Here is a 20,318-nt window from a genome sequence, read left to right on the forward strand (position 1 = left end):
TGGCCTGCTGCTTTATTTTTACGGAGTGTTATTTCATGTTGTCATCTTACAAAAGCCGGCTCTTCTGCCGCCTGGCGATCACCACCAGCCTGCTGAGCGCTCCTTTCAATCTCGCTCTGGCACAGGTGCCGGCAAGTCTGCAGCAATTGCTGAGCTCGCAGCCATTGCCGCAGAGCGCCATCGGCATATGGGTTCAGCGCGCTGGCGAAACATCAGCACTGGCGCGATTGAATGAAGAGCAGATGTTCAACCCGGCTTCAACAATCAAGCTCGCAACTACTCTGGCATCGCTGAATGCTCTCGGTCCGGATTACACCTGGAAGACAGATTTCTACAGCCATGCCCCGATAGTTAACGGCGTCCTGAAAGGCGACCTGATCATGCGTGGTACCGGCGACCCTGGGGCGGTCAGTGAAGAGCACTGGCGTATGCTGGGCAGCCTGTACAGGAGCGGGCTGCGCAAAATTGATGGTGACCTGATTCTCGATAGCGGCTATTTTTCACTGGCACCTGAAGATCCCGGAGCTTTTGATGGCCAGCCTTTGCGTGCCTACAACCAGCCACCACATCCACTGCTGGTGAATGCCAACTCACTGCGTTTCCATATCCGCCCTGATGCCGAGGGTCAGATCCATATTGAGGCGGACCCACCACTGCCGGGCATGAAAATCAACAATCAGCTGCAGGCAGGCACCGGCAACTGTGGCGACTGGCAGCGAGGAATCCATTATCAGGCATCGGGCAATGAGGTGACCTTCAGCGGCCGATATCCGGTCCACTGCGGCAACTACGAGCTGTTACGTACAGCGGTGGATCCCGAGTTCTATGCCGCAGAGATGTTCCGACTGCACTGGCAGCAGTGGGGAGGTGAGTTCAACGGCAATGTGCGCACCGTTTCCTCACCGCCCCTTCCGGCAAGGGCCTTACTTCAACATCAGTCGCGCCCTCTGGGAGATCTGGTCAAGGTTGCCAATAAATGGAGCCATAACATCATGACCAGACATATGGCCCTGACACTGGGCGCAGAGCGCTACGGCGCACCTGCCACTCTGGAAAAAGCACGCAACGCACTTTATGAGACGCTGCGCGAATCAGGTGTCGAGGTCGGCGGCATGGTGATTGACAATGGATCGGGCCTGAGTCGCCATGTGCGTATTTCACCACGCCAACTTGGCCAGGTGCTCAATGCCGGATGGAACAGCCCCTGGCGCCATGAGTTCATCTCATCCATGTCCATCTCCGGCATGGATGGCACTACCCGACGTCAATTCACTGCATCACCAGAGGCTGGGCGGATGCACCTTAAAACCGGACGCCTGAACGATGTATCAGCAATAACAGGATATGTGCGCAGTCACTGTGGCAAGGATCTCATGGTTGTACTGATGATCAACCATGCTGATGCTCATCGCGGGCCAGGTTCACAGCTGCAGGAACGCTTTCTGCGCTGGGCACATAACCTGGACTGTCAGTAAGTTACAGCTCCGGTTTCCTTAAGCGCTGAGAGTAGTTGCTCCCTGACCCACTGCATGCCCGGATCACGATGATAACGGGCATGCCAATAGAGATAAAAAGTGATAGGGGGCTGCTGTATATCCGTCGGCAAGGGCCGCAGAGCCAGTCTGCGCCCCGCCGCAATACGCCCTGCCAGACGCAACGGCAGTGTGAAGATCAGATCACTGTCTTCGCAGAAGTCCGCTACTGACATAAAGCTGGACAGGCGCAGCATGATAGTCCGCTGGTAACCTTTTTTCTGCAGGATCACATCCATATAACCCGGCCCCTTGCCGGTGATTGACACCAGACCGTGCGGTGCTGCGGCATAGGCCTGTGTACTCATCTCGCCATGAGCCAATGGATTATCGTCTGCCATCAGGCAGATACTGGGCATGGTATCAATACTGAGCCGATGCAATTGATCAGCCGCTCGCATCGGCTCGAGGCCGGTGAGGCTGAAGTGCACCTCATCCTGCTCCAGCATGGTAAAGTTATCCATCTCCTGCCTGACCGTTTCCAGGCGCATCAAAGGAGCCAGCCTGCGAAGGCGCTTCGCCAGCGCCGGCAGATAGAGTGCCAACTCCAGATCCAATCCGGTCATCTTGATCAGCCGCGAATCTGTCGTGGGATCAAACTCTGATGGCGACACCAACTGGCTGATACCTCTGAGAAGGTCAGCCAACTGAGGCTGCATACCAGCAGCTCTTGCACTCATCGACAGCCCTTCGGAAGTTCGAACCAGTATAGGGTCCTGCAAGACCTCTCTTAATCTGGCTAAAGCTCTGCTGACTGCAGGTTGGCTCATTTCAAGACGCTCGGCTGCTCTGGTGATATGGCGTTCATCGAGCAGTGCGTCCAGTATCACCAGAAGATTCAGGTCGAGCTGTCGCAACTGAACATCATGCACCTTACTCATGCTCACCTCTTACTATTTGTGCATGGATATATTTTTTCATACCACATCAGTGAACTAACTCAGGACTGGCCATGTCTTTGAAAAGGGGTTTGGTGATGCCATCTTTTCGATCGCCACTCCTGAAATATATCATTTGCGCATAATAACTATCTCAAACATGCATTAGACGAATCGTGCATGACAGTTTACCCTAGTCAGATCTTTTCATGGAGCTTAGTCTATGGCGCTGGTAAAACAGGTCAGAAACAGTAAACACCAATTCGGCTGGATGACTATCCTTTTACACTGGCTAGCTGCCCTGGCCGTTATCGGCATGTATCCACTGGGGCTCTATATTGTGTCTTTGAGTTACTATGATCCGGGATATCGTATCTACCCTGATATTCATCGCAGTATCGGCATACTGCTTGCCATGCTGCTAGCATTCAGGCTGTTGTGGCGACTTGTTAACCCATCACCAGTCAGCCTTTCACACATTCGTTGGGAACGATTAGCCGCATCCGCCGGTCATATCGCCCTGTATGCACTTGTTCTTGTTGTAATCTTATCCGGCTACATGCTTTCAACAGCAGATGGCCGCAGTATCAGTGTGTTCAACTGGTTCAGTGTACCCGCTATTCCGTCACTGGCCACGCGCCAGGAAGAGCTGGCAGGCACCGTACATTTTTATGCTGCAACAGGGCTGATAGTAATGGCTTCCATTCATGCCCTGGCTGCTTTGAAACACCATTATTTAAATCGTGATAACACGCTCAGACGAATCCTGGGCCTAGATCTGGAGAATAACCGATGACCGGACATAAGTTTTTGAAGAGCCTCGCGCTGGCAGCAGTGGTTACAGCAACACCGGCATTTGCCGCCGACTATGTCATTGACACTCAGGGCGCACACGCATCCGTCAACTTTCGTGTCGACCATCTGGGTATCGGTATGGTTGTTGGTCGCTTCAACGAATTTGAAGGCACCTTCACCTATGATGCCGATAATCTGGACGCTACCAGCGTAGATGTGAAAATCAACACCGCTTCAGTCGACACCAACCATGCCGAGCGTGATCGCCACATCCGCAGCAGCGACTTCCTGGAAGTATCCAAGTTCAGCGAAGCACATTTTGTCAGCACCGGTTATGAAGACAAAGGAAATGGACAGGGAGTACTGCAGGGTAATCTTACGCTGAACGACCAGACACAACCAATCGAGATCGAAGTTGCCAAAATAGGCGAAGGCAACGACCCATGGGGAGGCTACCGTGCTGGCTTCGCTGGTACCACTGCGCTGAACCTGCCTGATTTCGGATTCAACTTTAATCTCGGCCCTGCCGCAGAAACCGTGCACCTGGATCTTTACATCGAAGGTATTCGCCAGTAATCCCAGCAATACAACTTACGGCACGGCTTGCCCCTCACGGGGCAACACTGATTACAGGCTCTGCTGCAGAGCCTGTATCTCCTTCAATAGCTCCTCTATCCCTGACAGCTCTCCACGACGGGTAATCAACAGACATGCCAGTCTGATCGACAGTCGCTCTGAAACCACCCTCACAGACTCATCTGTAATCTGCTCCAGATCTGCAACATGAGCGATCCCCAGCGTACGACGCATCATTTCAACACCGGCATACCCCAGCATATCGGCAAAAAAATCTGCCATCTTACGCGCTCGCCACTGAACTGACGCCAACCCGGCATCGGCAGACTTCTGCTCTGCCAACTCCAGGAAGCTCTGACTGAAACTGTTCCACAACTCACGCAGTTGCTGTAACAGATAGTGTTGGTAGCGGTTTTTCTCCTCCATCTCACTCGGCAGCCCCAGTTGGGCTGAAAAGTTCAGCAGAAAATTGGCCAGCACCGTACCCAGGTCGAATCCGACCGGGCCACAGAAGGCAAACTCTGGATCGATGACCTTGATACTGCCGTCGCGGACAAAAATGGAACCGGTATGAAGATCACCATGAATCAGTGCTTCGGTACGATTCATGAAGCCATATTTGAGTTCAGCTACCTCAGCCCTGAGCGCATCATCTGCCCAGATCTGCTTCGCCTCTTGCAGCAACAGAGGGTTGACACTATTTCGCTCATGATCACAGAAAGGGTCTATGAAATAGACCTCTTCAGAGATGCCGCAAAGGTCAGGATTGATAAAGCTCGCCAACTGCTCTTTCTTGGCCGTACTGTTAAGGAAGAGATCACTGGTATGAAACAGAGTCGCGGCCAGAAAATCTCCTATCTGCAGCCCCAGGCCAGGCAGTTCCCGACGCTCAATCAAGGCATGACGCAGATTCTGATGATCGCCGATATCCTGCATCAGAATAGCCGCATCCGCGGGTGAAAAATAGAGTAACTCCGGCACCTGATGCGGAGCCCAACAAGCTTCACTACGCAACACATCTGCCTCTATACGGATACGGTCAAGTGACAACGGCCAGCCTTCTCCAATAATGCGGATATAGGGTAGCGCCTGTTTTACAATCAGACTTTTCCCGCGGTGATCCCTGACACGGTAGACAAAGTTGATATTGCCATCCCCTATCTCTTCGACAACCGGTGGAACACTGAGATCCAATTGATCGCTGTGAGCACTGACAAATGCGATGACGGCCGCATCATCGACAAATTTATGTACTGTGTTATCCGTTGACATCTATCCCCCTTACCCACCTTACTGATCCATTACAACTGAGACCGCTTATCAACCTTGCCTTTGACGCTGAACTCATCTGCATCCATCCAGGCGGGAAAAGCCTCTCTGAAATCTGCCAGGACAGAATACTTAAGCTCACCGGTTTCAACAAATACCTCTCCCGGCGCACGATCAATCATCAACTCACCTTTGAAATCAATCAGAAGGCTATCACCGGAGTATTCAACTCCATTACCGTCCTTACCTACACGATTGACCCCGGCTACATAACACTGATTTTCAATCGCTCTGGCCTGCAACAACGTACGCCAGGCATGCCGACGAGCTGCCGGCCAGTTTGCCACATAGAGCAGCAGGTCATAATCGTTACGATTACGTGACCAGACCGGAAAGCGCAGGTCATAACAGATCTGTGGCATGATGCGCCAACCGCGATAGGCAATGATCAAGCGCCTGTCTCCAGCGGCATAATGCTCATGCTCATTGGCCATGCGAAACAGATGCACCTTATCATAATACTCAGACGCGCCCTCTGGGGTGACCCAGTAGAGCCTGTTGCGATATCCTTCTGGTGAGTTGATGATCAAGCTGCCGCAGATCGCAGCCCCGGTCAGTCTAGACTGCTGTTGCATCCACTCAAGCGTTGCACCTGACTCATCCTCCGCCAACCCTTCTGGTGCCATGGTAAAGCCAGTGGTGAACATTTCAGGCAAGATAATCAGATCCGTCTTGCCTTTCAAATCAATGAAATATTCCTCAATATCAGCCCTGTTCATATCCGGCTTCTGCCAGTGCAGAGAGGTCTGCACCAGTGTCATTATCAGATTCTGCATAGATTTACTGCTTCCTCAATCAATGTTTCAGCTCACTCATCGTCCGGGAGAACATTTTCTCCTCTGACCTTGGCTTTGCAGGGTATCGAAAAGATGAAAAGGATCACAAACCAGCGTCACAAAATCAAATCATCTGAAAATGCTGAACAATTACTCCACAATGGTATAATGAAACCACTTCCACTATTTGTCACCGCTATTTATCACCGCTATTTGTCACTACACCAGTAATGCGGTGAAAGTGTATAGGGATATACAGATGCCATCCAAATTCCTGCAATTCAAACCGTTTTCGCTGTTACTGATCTCGTCTCTGTCCATTTCCAGCACTCAGGCCGATATCCACAATGCAGATGAGCGGTCACTGTTTGAGTTCGATATTCCAGAAGTCACTGCCGCCTCACGCCTGCCTCAATTGCTGACCGACGCGCCAGCGTCGATGACCGTGATCACACGCTCAACCATTGAGGCCAGTGGAGCACGATCACTCCCCGATCTTTTACGTCTGGTGCCAGGTATGCAGGTGTTCATGACTGGCAGCAATCAATATGGTGCCACTTACCATGGTGCAACTGATAACCATCCTGGTCGTATGGAGGTCATGATCGACGGACGGTCAGTCTATATTCCACTGGTTTCAACCACCATCTGGGAGACCCTTGCCGTAGCGATTGAAGATATCGAGCGAGTAGAGATAGTACGCGGTTCCAATGCTGCAACACATGGCTCCAATGCATTTATGGGTGCCATCAACTTCATCACACGCAACCCCCTGCTGGATAACCGGGTTGAAGTACAAGGTTCTGTGGGATCAATGAACACCCGACAGATGAGAGCAAGCTTCAGCCGTGATTCATCGCTGGGCAGCTATCGCCTTGCCGTCAACCATGATGAAAATGATGGCTCTCAGCGCTTTCGGGATGGACTCTCCCGACAGTTCGTACACTTTTCTGCCCAGATGGCACCCTCACTGATTGACACTATCGATATCAACCTTGGCTATGACCAGGGCGACATTATCAGTGGGCGACTGCGAAGCCCCAATGCCTATACGGTAAACCGTGGTCACAGATCCGATTTTCAGTCGCTGAAATGGCAAAGAGACCTCTCCAGTGACTCACGACTTCATATGATGATTTACCGCAACCGGCTTAAACTCAATGAAGCGCCTCCTTCTGGCCTGGATGCTCTTCAGCATCAGGCAGGACTTATCAACCTGACCCGCCAGGTGATGTCGCTACCTCAAGACCTCTTCAGTGACCAGCAGATTGCGGATGGACTGGTCGCAGCTAATCCGGGCGGACTGCTGCTCGCCGAGCACGGCAATACAAGTATGAGCGATGCTGAAGTGAGGTTTGATTTTGTACCTCATGGTCGTTATCGCAACTCAGCAGCTTTAGGTATCCGCAAAGAGCAGGCCTCCAGCTCAATGCTGTTTCACGATGGAAAAGTATCACGGGACAAAGTACGCGTTTTCAACCATGGCGAACTGCTCGTGAATAGTCATTTCACAATGAATGCAGGCCTGCTTCATGAGCATGCAATTTCAGATCAACATGCCACTTCTTACCGCGCAGCTTTGCTCTGGAAACCCCAGACTCAAACGGCAGTAAGATTCGGCTACAGTCATAGCGAACGTATACCCTCACTGCTGGAAAGTGAAAGAAACTATACGATCTATAAACCTTTCACATCCACCCCTGAAACCCTGCTGCTCAACTCAGTGAGGAGTCCGAATCTGCGCCGAGAGCAGATACAGAGCAAGGAATTAGGCATTTACCATCTCTTTAATGATACCAATTATGTCGATCTACGCCTCTTCAACGAATCTATCAGTGACGGCATACACCCTTGGCGTAGACAGGAAGACAGAGCCCTCATGTACGCCAACCACGCCGAACTCAGAAACAGGGGGTTGGAGATACAGTACAGCAGGCAGTTACCGCGTAATCTGCGCCTGCTTGTGAACTATAACTATACCGACTCGCAGCACAACCAATGGGATCAGGGACAAGGCGAGCGCTTCACCCCGGCTGGCCCTCTGACACCACGACACACAGCATCTATGATGCTGCACTGGAAGCCGACTGCTGACTGGAGCATGAGCGTCACTCATTACTATATGGATCGTGTGCACTGGACAGATAATCATCAACATGTCGTAATTCCGTCGTACAACAGAACAGATCTGCAACTGGCCAAATCCTGGACTCTGGATCATGACAGTACATTTGCACTGTCGCTGATTGTGCAGAATCTGTCAGGAAAGCAGTATCAGGAGTTTTACCCATACAACGAATTTGACCGCAGGGCCTGGATAACTGCCAGGCTGATATTTAGATGAGGTGTAACACTCAATGCATCATAGTCGCTTCGTATCTCAGGCTGTTACAATCATAGCCCCTGATATATCCGGGCGGACACTGTCGTTTGTGGCACAGAACGCCCTCGGCCCGACTTGTCAGGAGCTTTACCACCATCATGATTTCAATCGCCGTGTTTTCATTCAACTGATGATGGAATATCATTGAATCCGGGGCAAACGGACGAGCTATGGAAGGAATCCTGAAAGCTTTAACCAAGCGACTTATCTGGCTGCTGATGACAGTCCTGTGCCTGTCTGCTCACACAGCCGCAGCAGAGCGCCATCCCTTACTGATTTTCAGTGATCAGGGTGATGCGTATGCTTTGCTCCTGAATACGCTGCAACAAGAGATCAAGGTCACTCTGGAAACCACTTACCTGCAGCAAGACAACCTCACTCAGGAAAAGAGTCTTGATCGAAATGTTGTTGCTGTCGGAACCCGTGCTTGTGAGTTTGTCATACGCAATGCGCAACCCACGACGCGCCTTCTGTGTACATTCTTACCCTCACAAGCCTTCCTGATACTGTCACAAAGCCACAAAGAAAGTCTGATTTTTGTCAACAGTCAGATTACCGCGTTGTTCATGGATCAGCCCTTCTCCCGACAGATAATTCTGGCTCGTGTCCTACGTCCCGACATGACAAGCGTTGGCGCTGTATTTGGCCCATCTTCCAGAGTGCTTGAAGATGATTTTGTCAGAGTCAGCTCCGATTTCGGTATGCGTGCTGTGTATACCCTTATGGATGAAAGTGACAACCCAGTACGAGTCCTGACTCCGATCATCTCAGACAGCGATGTATTTATTGCGATACCGGACAGCTCGGTATTCAACCGTGCAGCAGCAAAGTGGATTCTCTATATCAGCCTGCGAAATCGCATACCATTGATTGGCTTTTCGACCAGCTATGTAGATGCCGGTGCAGTCCTGGGAATCTACTCAACCCCCTCACAAATTGGCAGGCATACAGCTGAACTGCTACAACTGATGATCAGCTCAGATAAGCTACCCGAACCTCACTACCCTAAGCATTACACAGTCAGCATCAATCAAACGGCTGCAAGAACGCTCAGGCTGGATCTACCTCCTCTGGAAGAGATAGAAGAGGCCCTCAGAACATCCGAGCAGCTATATGACCGCCAGAAAGACTAAGCACCTTTCCATTCAAAATCGCGTTCTCGCGCTCTCACTGGTTCCCATGATCCTGATTACCCTGATCCTGGGAGGCTACTTTACCTACATTCAGATCTCGGATGCCAAAAGCACACTACTGACCAAAGGACACGAGCTCAGTCGTTTGCTTGCCACTTCTGCTGAATTCGGAATCTTGAGTGGCAACACGGATCTGCTGTCTCCTCTGAGTCAGCGCCTCTTGCAGGACCCCCACATCTCCGATGTGATCTTTATGGATACCGATAGACGACTGCTCCATCGAGAGGCAAACTTCCCACTTGAACTCAATCAGGCCCTTGGCGGCACCAAGTTGATCAACGATATCTGGTACTTCATCATGCCGGTCGAGAGTGATCCGATTCAACTCATGGATCATGCTGATCAAGAGCAGGATGAGGAAAATAGAGAAATTGTAGGCTGGGTCGGAATTCTCATCTCAGATCAACCGATCATTGAAAGGCAGAGACAAATTATCTGGCGAAGCCTTCTGTTATCGTGCATAGGACTGATTACCACCTTCATGATTGCCAGCCGAATAGGTAATGGCATCACACGCCCGATTGCCGGCCTGTCTGCTGTTATCAAGCTTCTGCAGAAGGGAAATTTCTCCATACGCGCCACTTCAACATCAACTCATGAACTGGATATTCTGGCCAAGGGTATCAACAACCTCGCTGCCACAATCGAGATATCGAACCGAGAACTTGAAAGGCGTGTTGAGCTTGCCACCCGCCAGCTGTCAAAGACCATCAAACAGATTGAAAACAAAAACTTTGAGCTGACCACTGCACGTAACAAGGCCGATGATGCCAACCGTGCAAAAGATGAGTTTCTGGCGCGCATGAGTCATGAACTGCGTACCCCCCTGACCTCTGTCATCGGCTTTACACAGATGATGAGTCAAGAGAACAGCCTGGAACAGCAAAAGCAGTACTTGCAGATTATAGATCAGACATCGCTGCTGTTACTGAACATTATCGACGACATTCTCGACTTTTCACGCCTCGAGTCCAACGCGATCAAACTCGAATGTATCCCCTTCGACCTCTGCGCCGCAATACAGGAAGTGATCAATATGCTCGCGCCTTTGGCCCAGCAGAAAGGTCTGGAGATTATCCATATCTATGACCCATCGCTACCAACACTGATCAACGGAGATCCAACCAGGTTCAGGCAGATCATCAGCAACCTGATCAATAATGCAATCAAGTTCACGGATTCCGGACATGTCTTTATTCGGGCCACACACAGTGAACAGGATAACAACCAGTTGCACCTCGAAGTAAATGACACTGGTATTGGTATCGCAGAACATCACAAGCCCTATCTATTCAACGCATTCAGCCAGGCCGACAGCAGTATCAGCAGAGAGTATGGAGGCTCAGGATTAGGGTTGGCAATCGTGTACAGACTCGTCACCTTGATGCAGGGCAATATCCTTCTGGAGAGCGAGGAGAGTAAAGGGACACATATCACAATTAATCTGCCATTACAGAGCGCACAAGATAGCAGAGAGTTGAAGGATGAGTTGCAGGCTGCAATCGCTGTGTATGACAGTTATCCCGAAATGACCCAGGCATTGGCAGAACAATTACAAATGGCTGGTGCATCAGTCACTATTTTCAACAGCATGTCCGATCTACTGTTCAGCAACAAAACCTATACTCATATTCTGGTTGGAATCAGCCCCACTATGACGCTCTCTGAAGTCAGAAATCTTCAGAAAAAACTGAGTATCCGATTCGCAAATAAAAAAATACTACTGCTGACTCCGCCGCATCAGATGCAACAAGCAGCATCAAAGGATTTTATTAACCTGAGTAAGCCAACCAATCCACAAACACTGCTACAGATTATCGCGGACCGCCAGCGTGTTGTGGCTTATGAAGAGATGAAGCTACAACCACTGCCAGTGAGCCTGCATGTACTGGTAGTTGAAGATAATGAGCTGAACCGAATGCTGGTGACACGTATTCTTACAGAGCTCGGTGCCAGTGTGACAACTGCAAACTGTGGTGAAGAGGCAATTGAGATTGTAAAACAGAAACTTCCTGATCTGGTTCTGATGGATGTTAACATGCCAGGAATGGATGGAATTACGGCAACTCGTCACCTTAAAGCACATTTCCCCGAACTCAAGATTGTTGCCTTGACAGCTAACATAGCGGCTAGAGAGCAAAAAGCACTGCGTGACACAGGGGTAGCAGAGATACTGCTCAAGCCGATTAAAATTCCTGAACTGCAGAGATTATTATGTGAGTTTGATCCTGCTAACACAGCCCATATCAGTGCAAGTCCATATCAGGCTAGTTTCCCAAGTGTTAAGTCATTCGCTTTTGCAAACAGACTTAATGATGAAGTCAAAAGACAACTGGATGCGATACTAGAACTGCTCTTGTCTGACAAAATTGACAAGATACGTGCACACACACATCAACTGATAGGTCTGGCTGGATTATACGAAGAGCCCGAGCTGGAATCCTGTGTATTTGAGCTACATGACAGCATAACACGTGGTTCAAAGCGAGAAATATGGAAGTACTACTACCGGATGCGAAGAGCTCTGCACAACCGTAGTTAATGAAGGCTCAGAATTCGCGGAAACCAGGTTCATCACTGATAAGTTTTTCAAGCACCGGGACCAGCTTGGCTACTCTGGCACGGCCCGCTCTGTCATAGATATAATCACCAAGCCCCTGATTTGCTGGAGCCCCGCCATCCATTCCTTCATGCAAGGCAACAAGTTGTCTACGAATAGCCTCCAGTTCCGGGTCATGGCTGACAGGATAACCAAGAAACATATCCCAGGCCTCCTGGCGCGTCGTGCCGTCCTCCACACCGCGCAAGAGCTGAAGTGCGTACTGACGCGAGGGTCTGTAGCCTAGAGGTTTTCCAAATACCATCGCCACTACAATCAAAATCAGAACACAGAGTGTAATCAAAAAAACAACAATGAACTGAGACATCAGTGTATCTGCTCAAGGGGATAGCGATTGAGTTCCGCCAAGGCTTCATGGATGTCGTCTTTAAACTCCGTCTCGAGTCTTTCCAATGTGACCTCATGCTCACGACGTTCATCTGCAGTCAGAGCTTTCCACTCCTTCAAGCGCGGAATATGAGCTGTTTCGTTGTATACGTGGTTAAAAACCATAAACTTCGCGTCAGTGAGTAAATGCGGAACCAGATTATCAATCAACACTTTAATACGGATGCACCCCTCTGTCAGCCTGAGCTCCTCTTTCACCATCCCCTGGCTGAGAATACGAATACTATCTACCAAATACTGGCGATGCTGCTGTGCTTCTTCACGGTGCTTACGAGCGGCAGCTTCCTGCTCAAATTTGAACTGCTTTTGTTTTGCCAGATGTTTGAAGATAAAAACCAGCAATCCGGCAATCACGATTAAACCGATAAAAATAAAAAAATAGATCATCTGCCTGCCATCTTGTTGCTTAAAGAACTGTGTACGAAATTGTACCTTATTCCGAGCAGTGCCCGAAACGCAAAAACCCCCGATCTCGAAGAGACCGGGGGCTGCGGTATTAAGTGCCTGGCGATGACCTACTCTCGCATGGGGAGACCCCACACTACCATCGGCGATGACGCGTTTCACTTCTGAGTTCGGTATGGGATCAGGTGGTGCCACGTCTCTATGGTCGCCAGACAAAACTGGAACAACCGGGATCTGAAGTCTGTACTTGATGCGTCTTTTGGTTATTACCTGTCGCAACTGTTACTTACGACATGTCTACAACACAAGCTCAATCAGCTGTCTTTACAATCAATCTTTCAGCATTCAACCAAACGCCTTCGGCGTTATATGGTCAAGCCTCACGAGCCATTAGTACAGGTTAGCTCAACGCCTTACAACGCTTACACACCCTGCCTATCAACGTCCTGGTCTCGGACGGCTCTTCAGGGACCTTAAAGGTCCAGTGAGATCTCATCTTGAAGGGGGCTTCCCGCTTAGATGCTTTCAGCGGTTATCCTGTCCGAACGTAGCTACCCGGCAATGCCACTGGCGTGACAACCGGAACACCAGAGGTTCGTTCACTCCGGTCCTCTCGTACTAGGAGCAACTCTTCTCAAATCTCAAACGCCCACGGCAGATAGGGACCGAACTGTCTCACGACGTTCTAAACCCAGCTCGCGTACCACTTTAAATGGCGAACAGCCATACCCTTGGGACCGGCTTCAGCCCCAGGATGTGATGAGCCGACATCGAGGTGCCAAACACCGCCGTCGATGTGAACTCTTGGGCGGTATCAGCCTGTTATCCCCGGAGTACCTTTTATCCGTTGAGCGATGGCCCTTCCATACAGAACCACCGGATCACTAGAACCTGCTTTCGCACCTGCTCGACGTGTCTGTCTCGCAGTCAAGCACCCTTCTACTCTTGCGCTCATTGGCTGATTTCCGACCAGCCTGAGGGTACCTTCGTGCTCCTCCGTTACTCTTTGGGAGGAGACCGCCCCAGTCAAACTACCCACCACACAATGTCCTCGATCCCGATAAAGGACCTGAGTTAGAACCTCAACAGTACCAGGCTGGTATTTCAAGATTGGCTCCACATGAACTGGCGTCCACGCTTCAAAGCCTCCCAGCTATCCTACACAAGTAATGTCAAAGTCCACTGTGAAGCTATAGTAAAGGTTCACGGGGTCTTTCCGTCTAGCCGCGGGTACGCTGCATCTTCACAGCGAGTTCAATTTCACTGAGTCTCGGGTGGAGACAGTGTGGCCATCGTTACGCCATTCGTGCAGGTCGGAACTTACCCGACAAGGAATTTCGCTACCTTAGGACCGTTATAGTTACGGCCGCCGTTTACTTGGGCTTCGATCAAGAGCTTCGCTTGCGCTAACCCCATCAATTAACCTTCAAGCACCGGGCAGGCGTCACACCCTATACGTCCTCTTTCGAGTTTGCAGAGTGCTGTGTTTTTAATAAACAGTCGCAGCCACCTGGTATCTTCGACCGCCTTCAGCTTACGGAGCAAGTCCTTCACCAAAAGCGGCGTACCTTCTCCCGAAGTTACGGTACCATTTTGCCTAGTTCCTTCACCCGAGTTCTCTCAAGCGCCTGGGTATTCTCAACCTGACCACCTGTGTCGGTTTGGGGTACGGTCGTCTATTACCTGAAGCTTAGAGGCTTTTCCTGGAAGCTGGGCATCAACCACTTCGCACCCAAAGGTGCTCGTCATCAGGTCTCAGCCTTAAGAAAGCGGATTTGCCTGCTCTCTCAGCCTACACCCTTAAACGCGGACTACCATCGCCGCGCTGGCCTAGCCTTCTCCGTCCCCCCCATCGCAGTAATAGCCGGTACAGGAATATTAACCTGTTTCCCATCGACTACGCTCTTCAGCCTCGTCTTAGGAGCCGACTCACCCTACCCTGATTAACATTGGATAGGAAACCTTGGTCTTCCGGCGGGGGCGTTTTTCACGCCCCTTGTCGTTACTTATGTCAGCATTCGCACTTGTGATACCTCCACGGTGCCTCCCGGCTTCCGCTTCAACGGCTTACACAACGCTCCTCTACCATGCCTAGATAAATCTAAGCATCCGCAGCTTCGGTATCTGGTTTGAGCCCCGTTAAATCTTCCGCGCAGGCCGACTCGACTAGTGAGCTATTACGCTTTCTTTAAATGATGGCTGCTTCTAAGCCAACATCCTAGCTGTCTGAGCCTTCCCACATCGTTTCCCACTTAACCAGAATTTTGGGACCTTAGCTGGCGGTCTGGGTTGTTTCCCTTTTCACGACGGACGTTAGCACCCGCCGTGTGTCTCCCATGATTGCACTCTTGGGTATTCGGAGTTTGCATCGGGTTGGTAAGTCGGGATGACCCCCTAGCCGAAACAGTGCTCTACCCCCCAAGGTGAGACATGAGGCGCTACCTAAATAGCTTTCGAGGAGAACCAGCTATCTCCGAGCTTGATTAGCCTTTCACTCCGATCCACAGGTCATCCGCTAACTTTTCAACGGTAGTCGGTTCGGTCCTCCAGTTGATGTTACTCAACCTTCAACCTGCCCATGGATAGATCGCCCGGTTTCGGGTCTACTCCCAGCGACTCATTCGCCCTATTAAGACTCGGTTTCCCTACGCCTCCCCTACTCGGTTAAGCTTGCCACTGAAAGTAAGTCGCTGACCCATTATACAAAAGGTACGCAGTCACGGAACTAAGTCCGCTCCCACTGCTTGTACGTACACGGTTTCAGGGTCTATTTCACTCCCCTCACAGGGGTTCTTTTCGCCTTTCCCTCACGGTACTGGTTCACTATCGGTCAGTCAGGAGTATTTAGCCTTGGAGGATGGTCCCCCCATGTTCAGACAGGATATCACGTGTCCCGCCCTACTCGTTTTCACTATAAACAGGTTTTCGTGTACGGGGCTATCACCCTCTACGGCGACACTTTCCAGTGTCTTCCACTAACCCGAATGCAGCTTAAGGGCTGTTCCCCGTTCGCTCGCCACTACTTAGGGAATCTCGGTTGATTTCTTTTCCTCCGGGTACTTAGATGTTTCAGTTCCCCGGGTTCGCCTCTCAAAGCCTATGTATTCAGCTAAGAGATACCTAACAAGTTAGGTGGGTTTCCCCATTCGGACATCTTCGGATCAAAGCTTGTTTGCCAGCTCCCCGAAGCTTTTCGCAGGCTACCACGTCCTTCATCGCCTCTGACTGCCAAGGCATCCACCGTGCACGCTTATTCACTTGACCATATAACCCGAAGGCGTCTGTTCAATTGAATGCTTATTACGATTGATTCGCCAATTGGCGCTTGTATTGCGTCGACAAAACGCAATCAAGTGTTGTTACTTTCTTCAGATCCAGATTGTTAAAGAGCGTTTAAGACCTAAGCCTTAAGAGTTGCTCTGATCCTGTTGCCAGGGATCAAACCAAATCTTAAAACTCATGAGCATAATGTTGTTGTACTGTCGTTACCCTATAGATATGACATCTTCGTGAGGTGATCACGAGATGGTGGAGCTATGCGGGATCGAACCGCAGACCTCCTGCGTGCAAAGCAGGCGCTCTCCCAGCTGAGCTATAGCCCCAGTGTGTCACAGGGTTGTTTCAGATAACCAATTGCGTGCACAGCAAGGCGTAGTACTGTGAAGCATAGTGAACTATGCGAACAGTGCCACAACGCAGGTGTGTGCGGAATTGGTAGGCCTGAGTGGACTTGAACCACCGACCTCACCCTTATCAGGGGTGCGCTCTAACCAGCTGAGCTACAAGCCTATCGTGTGCGCCGGCCGTATATATAGACAACCTTATGCTCTTCGTCTGATCAGGTAATACAAGTGAACGCTTGCCAAGGTCTCGCTATCGTTTAAGGAGGTGATCCAGCCCCAGGTTCCCCTAGGGCTACCTTGTTACGACTTCACCCCAGTCATGAATCACACCGTGGTAACCGTCCCCCTTGCGGTTAGACTAGCTACTTCTGGTGCAACCCACTCCCATGGTGTGACGGGCGGTGTGTACAAGGCCCGGGAACGTATTCACCGCGACATGCTGATTCGCGATTACTAGCGATTCCGACTTCACGCAGTCGAGTTGCAGACTGCGATCCGGACTACGACCGGTTTTCTGAGATTCGCTCACCTTCGCAGGGTTGCAGCCCTCTGTACCGGCCATTGTAGCACGTGTGTAGCCCTACTCGTAAGGGCCATGATGACTTGACGTCGTCCCCACCTTCCTCCGGTTTGTCACCGGCAGTCTCCTTAGAGTTCCCACCTTTACGTGCTGGCAAATAAGGACAAGGGTTGCGCTCGTTACGGGACTTAACCCAACATTTCACAACACGAGCTGACGACAGCCATGCAGCACCTGTCTCAGAGCTCCCGAAGGCACCAAGCTATCTCTAGCAAGTTCTCTGGATGTCAAGAGTAGGTAAGGTTCTTCGCGTTGCGTCGAATTAAACCACATGCTCCACCGCTTGTGCGGGCCCCCGTCAATTCATTTGAGTTTTAATCTTGCGACCGTACTCCCCAGGCGGTCAACTTATCGCGTTAGCTGCGCCACTAAGACATCAAGTGTCCCAACGGCTAGTTGACATCGTTTACAGCGTGGACTACCAGGGTATCTAATCCTGTTTGCTCCCCACGCTTTCGCACCTCAGTGTCAGTATCAGTCCAGGTAGTCGCCTTCGCCACTGGTGTTCCTTCCTATATCTACGCATTTCACCGCTACACAGGAAATTCCACTACCCTCTACCGTACTCTAGCTCAGCAGTATCAGGTGCAATTCCCAGGTTGAGCCCGGGGCTTTCACATCTGACTGACTGAACCACCTACGCGCGCTTTACGCCCAGTAATTCCGATTAACGCTTGCACCCTCCGTATTACCGCGGCTGCTGGCACGGAGTTAGCCGGTGCTTCTTCTGTGGCTAACGTCAATCTGTACGGGTATTAACCGCACAGCCTTCCTCACCACTGAAAGTGCTTTACAACCCGAAGGCCTTCTTCACACACGCGGCATGGCTGGATCAGGGTTGCCCCCATTGTCCAATATTCCCCACTGCTGCCTCCCGTAGGAGTCTGGGCCGTGTCTCAGTCCCAGTGTGGCTGATCATCCTCTCAGACCAGCTAAGGATCGTCGCCTTGGTGCGCCTTTACCACACCAACTAGCTAATCCTACGCAGGCTCATCTGATAGCGAAAGGTCTCGAAAGATCCCCTCCTTTCCCCCTAAGGGCGTATGCGGTATTAATCCGAGTTTCCCCGGGCTATCCCCCTCTACCAGGTAGATTCCTACGCGTTACTCACCCGTCCGCCGCTCTCAAGAATAGCAAGCTACTCTCTACCGCTCGACTTGCATGTGTTAGGCCTGCCGCCAGCGTTCAATCTGAGCCATGATCAAACTCTTCAGTTTTAAATCAGCGTATCAACAGCAAGCTGCCGATACTTAATGCATGCTCAGACAAAAACAACACTAAATGAATTTAGGTTACTTGTCTGATTAAGCTTGTGTGCTTAACCTCGACAAGCGCCCACTTGTATTACCTGATCAACTTGTTAAAGAGCGGCTTGAGTTTCGTCTCAAGCGAGGCGCATATTCTAGCGCCTGCCGACTCATTGTCAAGGAGTTTTTTCAGCTTTTCGATCATTTTCATGTCGATCCGCGCACTCACTCAACAACCGATAAATTCACTTAAAACAATTCAAAAACAAATGCTTAACTACTGTGAACTCATCCCGGTGACTGTTCCCTTGCGGGCCAGCACCTCAATCGAGGAGGCGAATTCTACAGAGGCTGAGATTTAAGTCAACTGTTCGCTGCAGATATTTTTGAATTCTTTTTCTTCTGCCATTTTACCGCACGATAACCCAGCAACAGTAACAGCAGTATTCCGTAAAAAAGATGCTCGGCATAGCTTGCCCGTATCTGCATCAGGTAATGCACCAGCACCAGCACTGCGGCCAGATAACTCAGGCGATGCAGCCTGAGCCAGTTCTTTTTCAGACGCCGCTGAAAACCCTGTGTCGACGTAATCCCCAAGGGGATAAGCAACAACAGAGCAGCCAGTCCGGCAACAATATAATAGCGCTTGGATAGCTCGACCAGAATCAGATCAGCTCTCCAGCCCAGAATAAACGTCAGAAATGCGAGCAGATGCAATAACGCATAGAAGAGCGCATATAAACCCAACATGCGGCGAAATCGCTGCAACCATCCCCACCCCAGTAGCTGGCGCAACGGGGTGACAGCCAGTGTCATCCAGAGAAATCGCATGGCCCAGAGACCGAGAAGCAGTACCAGCTCCTGCGCTGGATCTGCACCAAGATGGTTATTCACAGCGGCCCAGGTCATCCAGCCCAACGGCAGCAGGCAGCCGATAAACACCAACCACCAGCGCAGATAGCCAAACCATCTCTGCCCGGTCAGATCACTCAAAACCACTGACGCAGATCCATCCCCTGGTAAAGTGAAGCCACCTCTTCAGCATAGCCATTGAATAATTGCGTATCGATGCGATTGGGGTTGAAGAAGGGTGAAGGCAAACGGCGCTCAGTTGCCTGACTCCAGCGCGGGTGATCCACCTGCGGATTGACGTTCGCATAGAAGCCATATTCATTCGGCGCAGCCAGATTCCAACTGGTATCTGGCATCTGCTCATGGAAACGTATGGCTACTATGGATTTAATGCTCTTGAATCCATACTTCCAGGGCACCACCAGCCTCAACGGTGCACCATTCTGCGGTGGCAAAGCATCACCATATACACCCACGGCCATGATAGTCAGCGGGTGCATCGCCTCATCCATTCTCAACCCTTCGACATACGGCCATTTGATTGTACTGAACGAGGTGCGCTGCCCCGGCATCTGCTCAGGATCATGCAGTGTGACGAACTCGACATAGCGCGCATTACCCGTTGGCTCAAAGCGCTTGAGCAGATCACCGAGAGAAAATCCGATCCAGGGAATCACCATCGACCAGGCCTCGACACAACGCAAGCGGTATATTCGTTCCTCAAGGGTATGTGGCTTCAGGATATCCTCAAGCGTATAGTGACCTGGTTTATTAACCTCACCGCTGATCTCTACCTTCCAGGGGTCAGTTCTGAAGTCCTGCGCATGCTCCAGAGGATCGCGCTTGCCAATACCGAACTCGTAAAAATTGTTATGCCCGATCACATCCTCATAAGGCGTCATCGGTTCGTCAGTCGCGAACACACGTTCGTCACTGCCCTGCCGTATCATCTGCTGCAACCAGTCAGGCCCCGGATAATGACGATCATTCGGTTTGGAATAGTCAGGAATGGCCAGCAAGGAAGGACTGGCTAGCATGGCAACACCTGCGGCAACGCTCTTCATGAACAGCCGCCGCTGGCGATAAACCGATTCTGGTGTGATTTCGGAGGATTTGATGTCGGACGGTTTATTAATAAGCAT

General features: G+C 50.8%; 13 protein-coding genes, 2 tRNA genes and 3 rRNA genes. 6 read left to right on the plus strand and 12 right to left on the minus strand.

The window, feature by feature from the left end; all coding sequences use genetic code 11:
* The first annotated feature begins 35 nt into the window (after positions 1–35).
* Entirely contained in the window at positions 36–1,475 is a 1,440-nt protein-coding gene (gene dacB, locus ACK3CJ_RS17900; protein WP_409523572.1) for a D-alanyl-D-alanine carboxypeptidase/D-alanyl-D-alanine endopeptidase, read from the plus strand.
* Here the strand turns inward: dacB and ACK3CJ_RS17905 are convergent.
* The gene (locus ACK3CJ_RS17905) at positions 1,469–2,413 is read right to left on the minus strand and encodes a LysR family transcriptional regulator (RefSeq protein ID WP_409523573.1); all 945 of its coding nucleotides are present in this window, start codon (positions 2,411–2,413) and stop codon (positions 1,469–1,471) included. The two genes, dacB and ACK3CJ_RS17905, sit on opposite strands and share 7 nt — an antisense overlap.
* Before the next feature lie 220 nt (positions 2,414–2,633).
* Here ACK3CJ_RS17905 and ACK3CJ_RS17910 point away from each other — a divergent pair, with 220 nt between their 5' ends.
* Positions 2,634–3,206 carry a cytochrome b gene (locus tag ACK3CJ_RS17910; protein WP_409523574.1) on the plus strand — a complete coding sequence of 191 codons (573 nt, stop codon included), beginning with the start codon at positions 2,634–2,636 and terminating at the stop codon, positions 3,204–3,206.
* Complete coding sequence (locus tag ACK3CJ_RS17915) at positions 3,203–3,781, plus strand: YceI family protein (RefSeq protein ID WP_409523575.1); 579 nt, start codon at positions 3,203–3,205, stop codon at positions 3,779–3,781. The genes ACK3CJ_RS17910 and ACK3CJ_RS17915 overlap by 4 nt, the downstream gene beginning before the upstream one ends.
* A gap of 51 nt (positions 3,782–3,832) precedes the next feature.
* Here ACK3CJ_RS17915 and mtnK read toward each other — a convergent pair whose 3' ends face one another.
* Complete coding sequence (gene mtnK, locus ACK3CJ_RS17920; RefSeq protein WP_409523576.1) at positions 3,833–5,053, minus strand: S-methyl-5-thioribose kinase; 1,221 nt, start codon at positions 5,051–5,053, stop codon at positions 3,833–3,835.
* Positions 5,054–5,082: 29 nt separating this feature from the next.
* Positions 5,083–5,886: an amidohydrolase gene (locus ACK3CJ_RS17925; RefSeq protein WP_409523577.1), complete on the minus strand. Its 804-nt coding sequence runs from the start codon at positions 5,884–5,886 to the stop codon at positions 5,083–5,085.
* A gap of 259 nt (positions 5,887–6,145) precedes the next feature.
* Here ACK3CJ_RS17925 and ACK3CJ_RS17930 point away from each other — a divergent pair, with 259 nt between their 5' ends.
* From ACK3CJ_RS17930 to ACK3CJ_RS17940, 3 genes are all read left to right on the plus strand, one after another.
* Positions 6,146–8,230: a TonB-dependent receptor plug domain-containing protein gene (locus ACK3CJ_RS17930; RefSeq protein WP_409523578.1), complete on the plus strand. Its 2,085-nt coding sequence runs from the start codon at positions 6,146–6,148 to the stop codon at positions 8,228–8,230.
* 209 nt (positions 8,231–8,439) lie between these two features.
* Complete coding sequence (locus ACK3CJ_RS17935) at positions 8,440–9,402, plus strand: ABC transporter substrate-binding protein (RefSeq protein WP_409523579.1); 963 nt, start codon at positions 8,440–8,442, stop codon at positions 9,400–9,402.
* Positions 9,403–9,448: 46 nt separating this feature from the next.
* The gene (locus tag ACK3CJ_RS17940) at positions 9,449–12,004 is read left to right on the plus strand and encodes an ATP-binding protein (protein WP_409523580.1); all 2,556 of its coding nucleotides are present in this window, start codon (positions 9,449–9,451) and stop codon (positions 12,002–12,004) included.
* A 7-nt stretch (positions 12,005–12,011) separates the two neighbouring features.
* Here the strand turns inward: ACK3CJ_RS17940 and ACK3CJ_RS17945 are convergent, their stop codons facing one another.
* The 9 genes from ACK3CJ_RS17945 to msrP form a co-directional block, all read right to left on the minus strand.
* On the minus strand, positions 12,012–12,389 hold the full coding sequence (locus ACK3CJ_RS17945; protein ID WP_409523581.1) for a hypothetical protein: 378 nt from the start codon (positions 12,387–12,389) through the stop codon (positions 12,012–12,014).
* Positions 12,389–12,856, minus strand: a complete 468-nt coding sequence (locus ACK3CJ_RS17950) for a DUF2489 domain-containing protein (protein WP_409523582.1) — start codon at positions 12,854–12,856, stop codon at positions 12,389–12,391. Before ACK3CJ_RS17950 ends, ACK3CJ_RS17945 begins: the two co-directional genes overlap by 1 nt.
* A gap of 115 nt (positions 12,857–12,971) precedes the next feature.
* Positions 12,972–13,087, minus strand: a 5S ribosomal RNA gene (rrf, locus tag ACK3CJ_RS17955).
* Between the two features lie 156 nt (positions 13,088–13,243).
* Positions 13,244–16,138: ribosomal RNA gene (locus ACK3CJ_RS17960) — 23S ribosomal RNA — on the minus strand.
* 262 nt (positions 16,139–16,400) lie between these two features.
* Positions 16,401–16,476: transfer RNA gene (locus ACK3CJ_RS17965), tRNA-Ala, on the minus strand.
* A gap of 110 nt (positions 16,477–16,586) precedes the next feature.
* A tRNA-Ile gene (locus ACK3CJ_RS17970) sits at positions 16,587–16,663 on the minus strand.
* 92 nt (positions 16,664–16,755) lie between these two features.
* A 16S ribosomal RNA gene (locus tag ACK3CJ_RS17975) occupies positions 16,756–18,294 on the minus strand.
* Together the 16S, 23S and 5S rRNA genes with 2 tRNA genes alongside form the textbook arrangement of a ribosomal RNA operon.
* A 393-nt stretch (positions 18,295–18,687) precedes the next feature.
* Positions 18,688–19,323, minus strand: a complete 636-nt coding sequence (locus ACK3CJ_RS17980) for a sulfite oxidase heme-binding subunit YedZ (protein ID WP_409523583.1) — start codon at positions 19,321–19,323, stop codon at positions 18,688–18,690.
* Positions 19,314–20,318 carry a protein-methionine-sulfoxide reductase catalytic subunit MsrP gene (gene msrP / locus ACK3CJ_RS17985; RefSeq protein ID WP_409526616.1) on the minus strand — a complete coding sequence of 335 codons (1,005 nt, stop codon included), beginning with the start codon at positions 20,316–20,318 and terminating at the stop codon, positions 19,314–19,316. The genes ACK3CJ_RS17980 and msrP overlap by 10 nt, the downstream gene beginning before the upstream one ends.

This window comes from Nitrincola salilacus, assembly GCF_046271865.1.
Taxonomy (GTDB): domain Bacteria; phylum Pseudomonadota; class Gammaproteobacteria; order Pseudomonadales; family Balneatricaceae; genus Nitrincola; species Nitrincola salilacus.

Bases quoted from the DNA above. Each gene is read 5' to 3' on its own strand.
- ACK3CJ_RS17925 (WP_409523577.1), bottom strand. From the start codon at position 5,886: ATGCAGAATCTGATAATGACACTGGTGCAGACCTCTCTGCACTGGCAG.
- ACK3CJ_RS17930 (WP_409523578.1), top strand. From the start codon at position 6,146: ATGCCATCCAAATTCCTGCAATTCAAACCGTTTTCGCTGTTACTGATC.
- dacB (WP_409523572.1), top strand. From the start codon at position 36: ATGTTGTCATCTTACAAAAGCCGGCTCTTCTGCCGCCTGGCGATCACC.
- ACK3CJ_RS17905 (WP_409523573.1), bottom strand. From the start codon at position 2,413: ATGAGTAAGGTGCATGATGTTCAGTTGCGACAGCTCGACCTGAATCTT.
- ACK3CJ_RS17950 (WP_409523582.1), bottom strand. From the start codon at position 12,856: ATGATCTATTTTTTTATTTTTATCGGTTTAATCGTGATTGCCGGATTG.
- ACK3CJ_RS17935 (WP_409523579.1), top strand. From the start codon at position 8,440: ATGGAAGGAATCCTGAAAGCTTTAACCAAGCGACTTATCTGGCTGCTG.
- ACK3CJ_RS17945 (WP_409523581.1), bottom strand. From the start codon at position 12,389: ATGTCTCAGTTCATTGTTGTTTTTTTGATTACACTCTGTGTTCTGATT.
- ACK3CJ_RS17910 (WP_409523574.1), top strand. From the start codon at position 2,634: ATGGCGCTGGTAAAACAGGTCAGAAACAGTAAACACCAATTCGGCTGG.
- ACK3CJ_RS17915 (WP_409523575.1), top strand. From the start codon at position 3,203: ATGACCGGACATAAGTTTTTGAAGAGCCTCGCGCTGGCAGCAGTGGTT.
- msrP (WP_409526616.1), bottom strand. From the start codon at position 20,318: ATGCTTATTAATAAACCGTCCGACATCAAATCCTCCGAAATCACACCA.
- ACK3CJ_RS17940 (WP_409523580.1), top strand. From the start codon at position 9,449: ATGATCCTGATTACCCTGATCCTGGGAGGCTACTTTACCTACATTCAG.
- mtnK (WP_409523576.1), bottom strand. From the start codon at position 5,053: ATGTCAACGGATAACACAGTACATAAATTTGTCGATGATGCGGCCGTC.